This window comes from Amaricoccus sp. W119, assembly GCF_047275745.1.
Taxonomy (GTDB): Bacteria; Pseudomonadota; Alphaproteobacteria; order Rhodobacterales; family Rhodobacteraceae; genus Amaricoccus.
In genome coordinates this window covers 24172-31367 of the sequence record NZ_JBKQWU010000042.1, presented here as the reverse complement: position 1 = coordinate 31367, position 7196 = coordinate 24172, and the positions used below count along the sequence as shown (strand labels likewise).

At 67.3% G+C, this 7196-nt stretch carries 6 protein-coding genes and 1 pseudogene; all 7 read right to left on the bottom strand.

Annotated features, from left to right (window positions below):
* Nucleotides 1-60: 60 nt before the first annotated feature.
* The 7 genes and pseudogenes from ACLJK8_RS16740 to ACLJK8_RS16710 all read right to left on the bottom strand — a co-directional run bounded on the left by ACLJK8_RS16740 (nt 61) and on the right by ACLJK8_RS16710 (nt 7171).
* Nucleotides 61-507 carry an MFS transporter gene (locus tag ACLJK8_RS16740; protein WP_413151489.1) on the bottom strand — a complete coding sequence of 149 codons (447 nt, stop codon included), beginning with the start codon at nt 505-507 and terminating at the stop codon, nt 61-63.
* Between the two features lie 161 nt (nt 508-668).
* Entirely contained in the window at nt 669-2384 is a 1716-nt protein-coding gene (locus ACLJK8_RS16735; RefSeq protein ID WP_413151488.1) for a PHA/PHB synthase family protein, read from the bottom strand.
* Between the two features lie 11 nt (nt 2385-2395).
* Nucleotides 2396-3298 carry an alpha/beta fold hydrolase gene (locus tag ACLJK8_RS16730; RefSeq protein WP_413151487.1) on the bottom strand — a complete coding sequence of 301 codons (903 nt, stop codon included), beginning with the start codon at nt 3296-3298 and terminating at the stop codon, nt 2396-2398.
* Between the two features lie 5 nt (nt 3299-3303).
* Nucleotides 3304-4098 (bottom strand): enoyl-CoA hydratase, encoded by a 795-nt coding sequence (locus ACLJK8_RS16725; RefSeq protein ID WP_413151486.1) that lies wholly within the window; start codon nt 4096-4098, stop codon nt 3304-3306.
* The gene (gene mmsB / locus ACLJK8_RS16720; protein WP_413151485.1) at nt 4095-4982 is read right to left on the bottom strand and encodes a 3-hydroxyisobutyrate dehydrogenase; all 888 of its coding nucleotides are present in this window, start codon (nt 4980-4982) and stop codon (nt 4095-4097) included. The genes ACLJK8_RS16725 and mmsB overlap by 4 nt, the downstream gene beginning before the upstream one ends.
* A gap of 27 nt (nt 4983-5009) precedes the next feature.
* Nucleotides 5010-5600, bottom strand: a pseudogene (locus ACLJK8_RS16715) (acyl-CoA dehydrogenase family protein); the annotation flags it as partial.
* A 71-nt stretch (nt 5601-5671) separates the two neighbouring features.
* Complete coding sequence (locus ACLJK8_RS16710) at nt 5672-7171, bottom strand: CoA-acylating methylmalonate-semialdehyde dehydrogenase (RefSeq protein WP_413151484.1); 1500 nt, start codon at nt 7169-7171, stop codon at nt 5672-5674.
* Between the last annotated feature and the right edge of the window lie 25 nt (nt 7172-7196).

Genomic DNA, 7196 nt, shown 5'->3' with positions numbered 1-7196 from the left:
CGACGGCCGCCATCAGTGATGATCTCTATCTCAGACATAAGCACGTGCTCAGGCATATGCCTAAGCCTCCATGGCTGTGCTCAAGTGTCCGGTCGAAACGGGGGCCAATTCAGCGGTCATGATCGGAAGCACGCCGCCGATCCCGAGGCCCGCGATGAAGCGCAGCACGCTGAAGGTGATCGGGTCGCTCGCGAGCCCCGCGGCGGCGGTGAAGACGCTGAACAGCACGACGGAGATGCAGATCGCGAGCCGCCGTCCGACGCGGTCGGCGATCGTGCCGAGCAGCATCGCGCCGACCATCATGCCGAAGAGCGCCGAGCTCGCCATGAACCCCGCCTGGGTGGCATCGACGCCCATCTCTTCCATGATCGAGGGGAGCGCCGCGCCGACGATGGCGAGATCATAGCCGTCGATGATGAGGATCAGGACGCCCCAGAACAGGATGAGGCCGTGAAACTTGTTGAATCGCGACGAATCCGCGACCTTGTGAACATCGATGGTCTGCACGGTATCCTCCGTTGGATTATCTTGTTGATATTATGTAATATTCATCGCAGGAGCGCAGGCGCGCGCTTCCCCGCCCCGCAAGGCCCGGGTTCGGGCGCGGGTCGCGTTTCGGCTCTCCGGCGCTCGCTCTCGGGAGCGCCGGTTCCGCTGCTATTCGGTGGTCAGTGGCCCTGGCGGGCGTAGCTTCCCGGCGCCGCTTCGAGGACCGGCAGCTTGCCATCCTCGACCGGCCGCGCCGGTACCTGCTCGCCGCCGTGGCGTCCGAGCCAGTTCCGCCATTCGGTCCACCACGATCCCTCGTGTTTCTCGGCGGCGGCGAGCCAGGCCTCCGGCTCGGCGGGGAAGTCGTCGTTCAGCCAGTAGCCGTGGCGGCCGGCGGCGGGCGGGTTGATCGTTCCGGCATTGTGTCCGGAGCCGCCGAGGATGAAGCGCTTCTCGGTCCTGAACCTGGCAGCGCCCCGGTAGGTCGCCTCCCAGCCCGCGACATGGTCGTCCTTCATCGACACGAAGCAGAGCGGCGTCCTGACCTTGGCGAGGTCGATCGGCGTGCCGTGGAACGAGAGCGCGCCCGGGCTGGCCAGCACGTTCTCGAGCATGATCCGCCGCATGAAGGTGTCGAGCATCTTCGCCGGCATGCCGATCCCGTCGGAGAACCAGTAGAGCATGTCCGAGGCCAACCTGTCCTCGGCGAGGAGGTAGCGGCTGACGACCGAGGACCAGATCAGGTCGTTGGCCCGGAGCAGGCTGAAGAGTAGGGAGAGATCGCCGCTTGTGACATGGCCCTTCTCGCGCGTCGCACTTCTCAGGCTCTCGATCTGGTCGGGATCGACGAAGACCTCGAAATCACCGAAATCCGTGAAATCCGTCATCGCCGCGACAAGCGTCGCCGAGGCCACGCGGTCGTCCTTCTCGGCGGCCATGCAGGCGAGGCTGGTCGCGGTCAGCGTGCCGCCGAGGCAGTAGCTGAAGACGTTGACGCGGGATTCGCCCGTCGTCTCCAGGATCGCGTCGACGGCGGCCTTGAAGCCTTCGGCGTAGTAGTCCTCGAAATCCTTCTCGGCGTGGCGCTCGTCGGGATTGACCCAGGAGATCGTGAAGACGGTGAGGCCCTGGTCGACCGCCCACTGGATGAAGCTCGACTTCTTCTTCAGATCGAAGAGGTAGTATTTGTTGACCCAGGGCGGCACGATCAGGAGCGGCACCTGATCGACCTTCGGCGTGGTCGGTTCGAACTGGATGAGCTCCATCAGATCGGTACGCAGGATGACCGAGCCCTTGGCCGCGGCGATGTCGACGCCGAACCTGAAGGCCTCCGGGTCCGCCCGCCGCACATGGCCCGCGCCGGCGGCGACATCGTCGAGGAAGTTCGAGAAGCCTTCCAGCAGGTTGATCCCGCCGGTCTCGGAGACTTTCGCCAGCACCTCCGGGTTGGTCGCCCAGAAGTTCGTCGGCGCCATCGCGTCGATCAGCTGTTCCGCGTAGAAGTTGACGCGCTTGCGGTCGGCCGGCGAGAGGTTCTCCGCGCCTTCGACGAGATGGCGGAGCCAGTCCGAGCCGATCAGATAGCTGTCGCGGAGCGCCTTGAAACCGGGCTGCTGCTCCCAGGCCTCGTGCTTGAAGCGCCGGTCGCGCGGGTTCGCCCGGGCGGAGGCGTCGCCGAGGTTCGGCATGGCGAGGCGCGCCGGGTTGAGCGCCACGTCCTGCCAGAACCGGCCCCAGGCCTGAACCGCCGAATCGGGGACCACGGTTCGCGCCTGTTCGAGGCCGGTGGCCGAACCGGCCAGCACCTTCTGGCTCTTGGCCGCGATCTCGCCCCATTGGCGCCCGACCGCGAGCGGGTCGAACCAGGGGAAGGGGGCGTTGCTCTTCTTGGTCACGTGCTCCTCCTTCAAGGTCTCAAGAGAAAGTCGAGGATGGTCCGGATCTCGGTGGCGGTCGCGAGCATCGGCATGTGGCCGACGCCTTCGACCTCGTGGAGCCGGGCACCCCGGTTGGTGTCGAGCATCTCGCGCGCGAGGCCGGCGCTCAGGAAGTCGGACTGGACGCCTCTGAGGATCAGGATCGGGGCGGCGATGCTCCGCCATTCCGCCCAGAGATCGAGCCGCGGGCTCCGCGCCATGTGGAAGCCGAAGCCGATCCGGGGATCGAACAGCCACCGGTACCGGCCGTTCGGCTGCTCGGATGTGCTGTGGCGGGTGATGTGCCGCCAGTGCGCGTCGCTGAGTTCTCCGTAGGCGGCGAACTTGGTCCGGAAGAAGTTCTCCGCCGCCGCGAAGGAGGCGAAGGAAGTGGGCGCCTGGATGAGCTTGAAGATCACCCGCGTCGACGCGGCGGTCGGAACTTCGGGACCGATGTCATTGACCACCAGCCGCGAGATCGGCGCTCCCGATGCGGCGAGCATCATTCCGAGCAACCCGCCGAGCGAGGTGCCGATCCAGTGAACCGGCCGGTCGCCGAGTTCGGCCAGCAGGCGCAGCAGGTCGTCGCGGTACCGCGCGAGATTGTCGTCGAGAATATTGGGCAGAGGCTCGCTCCGTCCGCGTCCCGGAAGATCCGGGCAGATCACCCGGACACCTTCGTCCGCGAGCGCGGCCGCGACCGGATCGAAGTCGCGCCCCTGCCGCGTGAGCCCGTGGACACAGACGACCACCGTTTCCGCGTCGAGCGGGCCCCAGTCGGCGTAGACCATGCGATGGGGTCCGTGATCCGACCGGCAGCCGATCTCGCCGAACCGGTCCGGTTCGCGGGTGAAATCGGGTGTGCCGGGGAAGGCGGTGTCTTTCGGGCTCATGACGGTCACCGGTGCGCGAAATCCGGGGGGCGCTTCTCGAGGAAGGCCTTCATGCCCTCGATCTGGTCATGCGATCCGAAGAGCCCGTGGAACGCCCGCCGCTCATAGCGCACGCCTTCGGCGAGCGAGATTTCCTCGGACCGGTTGATCGCCTCCTTGATGAGCCGCAGCGACGGCAGCGACATCGAGGCGATCGTGGCGGCGGTTGCCATCGCATCGGTCATCAGATCCCGCGCCGGGACCACCCGCGCGACGAGCCCGGCGCGATCCGCCTCGGCCGCGTCGATCATGCGGCCGGTCAGGCAGAGCTCCATCGCCCGCGCCTTGCCGATGGCGCGCGTCAGCCGCTGCGATCCGCCGATGCCGGGGATGACGCCGAGCTTCACTTCCGGCAGCCCGAATTTCGCGGTATCGGCGGCGATGATGATGTCGCTCATCATCGCAAGCTCGCAGCCGCCGCCGAGGGCGAAGCCGGCCACCGCCGCGATGATCGGCTTGCGGACGCGGGTCATCGCCTCCCAGCCGGCGAAATAGTCGGAGGCGACCATCTCGGAATAGCTCTTGTCCGACATCTCGCGGATATCGGCCCCGGCCGCGAAGGCCTTCTCCGAGCCGGTGATGACGACGCAGCCGATCCCGTCATCCGCGTCGAGCAGGCCGAGCGCGCCAGTCACATCCTCCATGACCCGGGTGTTGAGCGCGTTGAGCGCCTTGGGACGGTTCAGCGTGACGAGAGCGACACGGTCCTCGCGGGTCACGAGAATGGTCTCGAACTCAGTATCGAACGCGGATGCGCTCATGACCGGGCCTCCGAATGCTGGCGGACGAGATCGATGACGGCGGAATAGTCGAGCCCCTTCGGATCGTTCTCGACGAATTCCTCGTAGAGCTTGACCGCGGCCTGGCCGAGCCGGGTGTCGGCTCCGACCGAGGCGGCCGCGTCGCGCGCGAGGCCGAGATCCTTCAGCATCAGCGCCGCCGCGAAGCCGGGCTTGTAGTCGTGGTTCGCCGCGCTCGTCGGGACCGGCCCCGGCACCGGGCAGTGGTTGGTCAGCGCCCAGCTCTGGCCCGAGGAGGTCGAAAGCACGTCGAAGAGCGCCTGATGCGACAGGCCGAGCCGCTCCGCGAGGACGAAGGCCTCGCCGGTCGCGATCATCGCGATGCCGAGCACCATGTTGTTGCAGGCCTTCGCCGCCTGTCCCGCGCCCGGGTCTCCGCAGACCACGACCCGGCTGCCCATGACCTCAAGCAGCGGCCGCGCCCGTTCGATCGCCGCCGCCGCGCCGCCGGCCATGAAGGTCAGCGTTCCGGCCGCGGCCCCGCTCACCCCGCCCGAGACCGGGGCGTCGACGGTCGCGAGACCCTTGGCGGCCCCCATCTCGTGGCCCTTCCGCGAGGAGGCCACGTCGACGGTGGAACAGTCGATCAGGAGCGCGCCTTCCGCCACATGATCGAGGATCTGTTCATAGACCGAGACGAGATGCTTGCCGCTCGGCAGCATGGTGACGACGACCTCGGCGCCGCCCACCGCCTCTTCGAGCGCGGAGGTCGCCTTCACCCCCTGCGCCTCGGCGCGCTCCAGCGCCTCGGGCGTCACGTCGAAGCCCACGACCTCGTTGCCGGCCCTGACGAGGTTCTCCGCCATGGGCAGGCCCATGTTCCCCAATCCGATGAATGCGATCATCTTCTTCACTCCGTACCTCCGGCCTGCTCAGTCGCGAACCAGGTCGCGGCCGATGATGAGGCGCATGATCTCGTTGGTGCCTTCGAGGATCTGGTGCACGCGGAGATCGCGCACGATCTTCTCGACCCCGTACTCCGCGAGATAGCCGTAGCCGCCATGAAGCTGCAGCGCCTCGTTCGCGGCGTTGAAGCCCGCGTCGGTCGCGAAGCGCTTGGCCATCGCGCAGAGCCGCGTCGCCTCGGGCTTCTTCGCGTCGAGCGCGGCGGCGGCGCGCCAGAGCAGGCCGCGGGCCGCTTCGAGCTCGGTCGCCATGTCGGCGAGGCGGAACTGCAGCGCCTGGAAGTCCGAGAGCTTCTTGCCGAAGGCCTGGCGCTCGCTCATGTAGGTGAGCGTCTGGTCGAGCGCGCCCTGTCCGCCGCCGAGCGAGCAGGCGCCGATGTTGAGCCGGCCGCCATTGAGCCCCGCCATCGCGATCTTGAACCCCTGGCCGACCTCGCCGAGCAGGTTCTCCTTCGGGATGCGGGCATCCTCGAGGATGACCTGCCGGGTCGGCTGCGCGTTCCAGCCCATCTTCTTCTCGTTCGGACCGAAGCTGAGGCCGGGCGTGTCCTTCTCGATGCAAGTCCTTGTACCGCATTCGTAGTCCTCCCGTTCTTCTTTGAATTGCCTGGCAGGGATCAGTTTCGGGGTCAGTTCATCGTCGGGATGACGAAGCTCGCTCCGTCCTTCACGCCGGACGGCCAGCGCGACGTGACCGTCTTGGTCTTGGTGTAGAACCGGATCGAGTCGGGTCCATGCTGGTTCAGGTCACCGAATCCGGACCGCTTCCAGCCGCCGAAGGTGTGGTAGGCGATCGGAACCGGGATCGGCACGTTCACCCCAACCATGCCGACATTGACCTTCGAGACGAAGTCACGGGCGGCGTCGCCGTCGCGGGTGTAGATCGCGACCCCGTTGCCGTATTCGTGGTTGCTCGCGAGCCCGACCGCTTCCTCGTAGGAATTGGCGCGGACGACCGAGAGGACGGGTCCGAAGATCTCCTCCTTGTAGATCCGCATGTCGGGGGTCACCCGGTCGAAGAGGCAGGGGCCCATGAAGAAGCCGTTCTCATGGCCCTGGAGGCGGAAGTCGCGGCCATCGACGAGAAGCTCGGCGCCCTCCGACTTGCCGATGTCGATGTAGCCGCGCACGCGTTCCAGCGCCGCCCGGGTCACGAGGGGGCCGTAGTCCGCGCTCTCGTCGGTGGAGATGCCGACCTTCAGCGCCTCGACCTTCGGCACGAGCCGCTCGATCACCGCGTCCGCCGTGCCCTCGCCGACCGGGACCGCGACCGAGATCGCCATGCAGCGTTCCCCCGCCGATCCGAAGCCCGCGCCGACGAGCGCGTCGGTCACCTGGTCGAGGTCGGCGTCCGGCATGATGATCATGTGGTTCTTCGCACCGCCGAAACACTGCGCGCGCTTGCCGTGCCGGGCGGCGCCTTCGTAGATGTACTGGGCGATGTCGCTCGATCCGACGAACCCGAGCGCCTTGACGCGCGGGTCGTCGATGAGCGTGTCCACCGCCTCCTTGTCGCCGTTCACCACGTTGAAGATCCCGGCCGGCAGGCCCGCTTCCATGAAAAGCTCGGCGAGCCGCAGCGGAACCGAGGGATCGCGCTCCGACGGCTTCAGCACGAAGGCGTTGCCGCAGGCGATCGCCGGCGCCGCCTTCCAGAGCGGGATCATCGCCGGGAAGTTGAAGGGCGTGATCCCCGCGACCACGCCGAGCGGCTGGCGCATGGAATAGACGTCGATGCCGGGACCGGCGCTGTCGGTGTATTCGCCCTTCAGGAGATGCGGGATGCCGATCGCGAATTCGACCACTTCGAGCCCGCGCTGGATGTCGCCCTTCGCATCGGCGATGGTCTTGCCATGCTCGGCGGAAAGCATCCGGGCGAGCGAGTCCATCTCGCGGTTCACGAGATCGACGAACTTCATCAGCACGCGGGCGCGCTTCTGCGGGTTCTGCGCCGCCCAGCCCGGCTGCGCGCGTTCGGCGCCGTCGATGGCGCGGGTGACTTCCTCGCGGGAGGCGAGGGGGGCGCGGGCCTGAACCTCGCCGGTGTTGGGGTCGAACACGTCGGCGAACCGTCCGGAGCCGCCGGTGACGGCCTCGCCGTCGATGAAGTGGGTGAGTTCCTTGGTCATCGGTACGTTCACTCCGGTCGATCTG

Coding starts and splice junctions, on each gene's coding strand:
- ACLJK8_RS16730 (WP_413151487.1), bottom strand. CDS start 3,298: ATGAGCCCGAAAGACACCGCCTTCCCCGGCACACCCGATTTCACCCGC.
- ACLJK8_RS16725 (WP_413151486.1), bottom strand. CDS start 4,098: ATGAGCGCATCCGCGTTCGATACTGAGTTCGAGACCATTCTCGTGACC.
- mmsB (WP_413151485.1), bottom strand. CDS start 4,982: ATGATCGCATTCATCGGATTGGGGAACATGGGCCTGCCCATGGCGGAG.
- ACLJK8_RS16710 (WP_413151484.1), bottom strand. CDS start 7,171: ATGACCAAGGAACTCACCCACTTCATCGACGGCGAGGCCGTCACCGGC.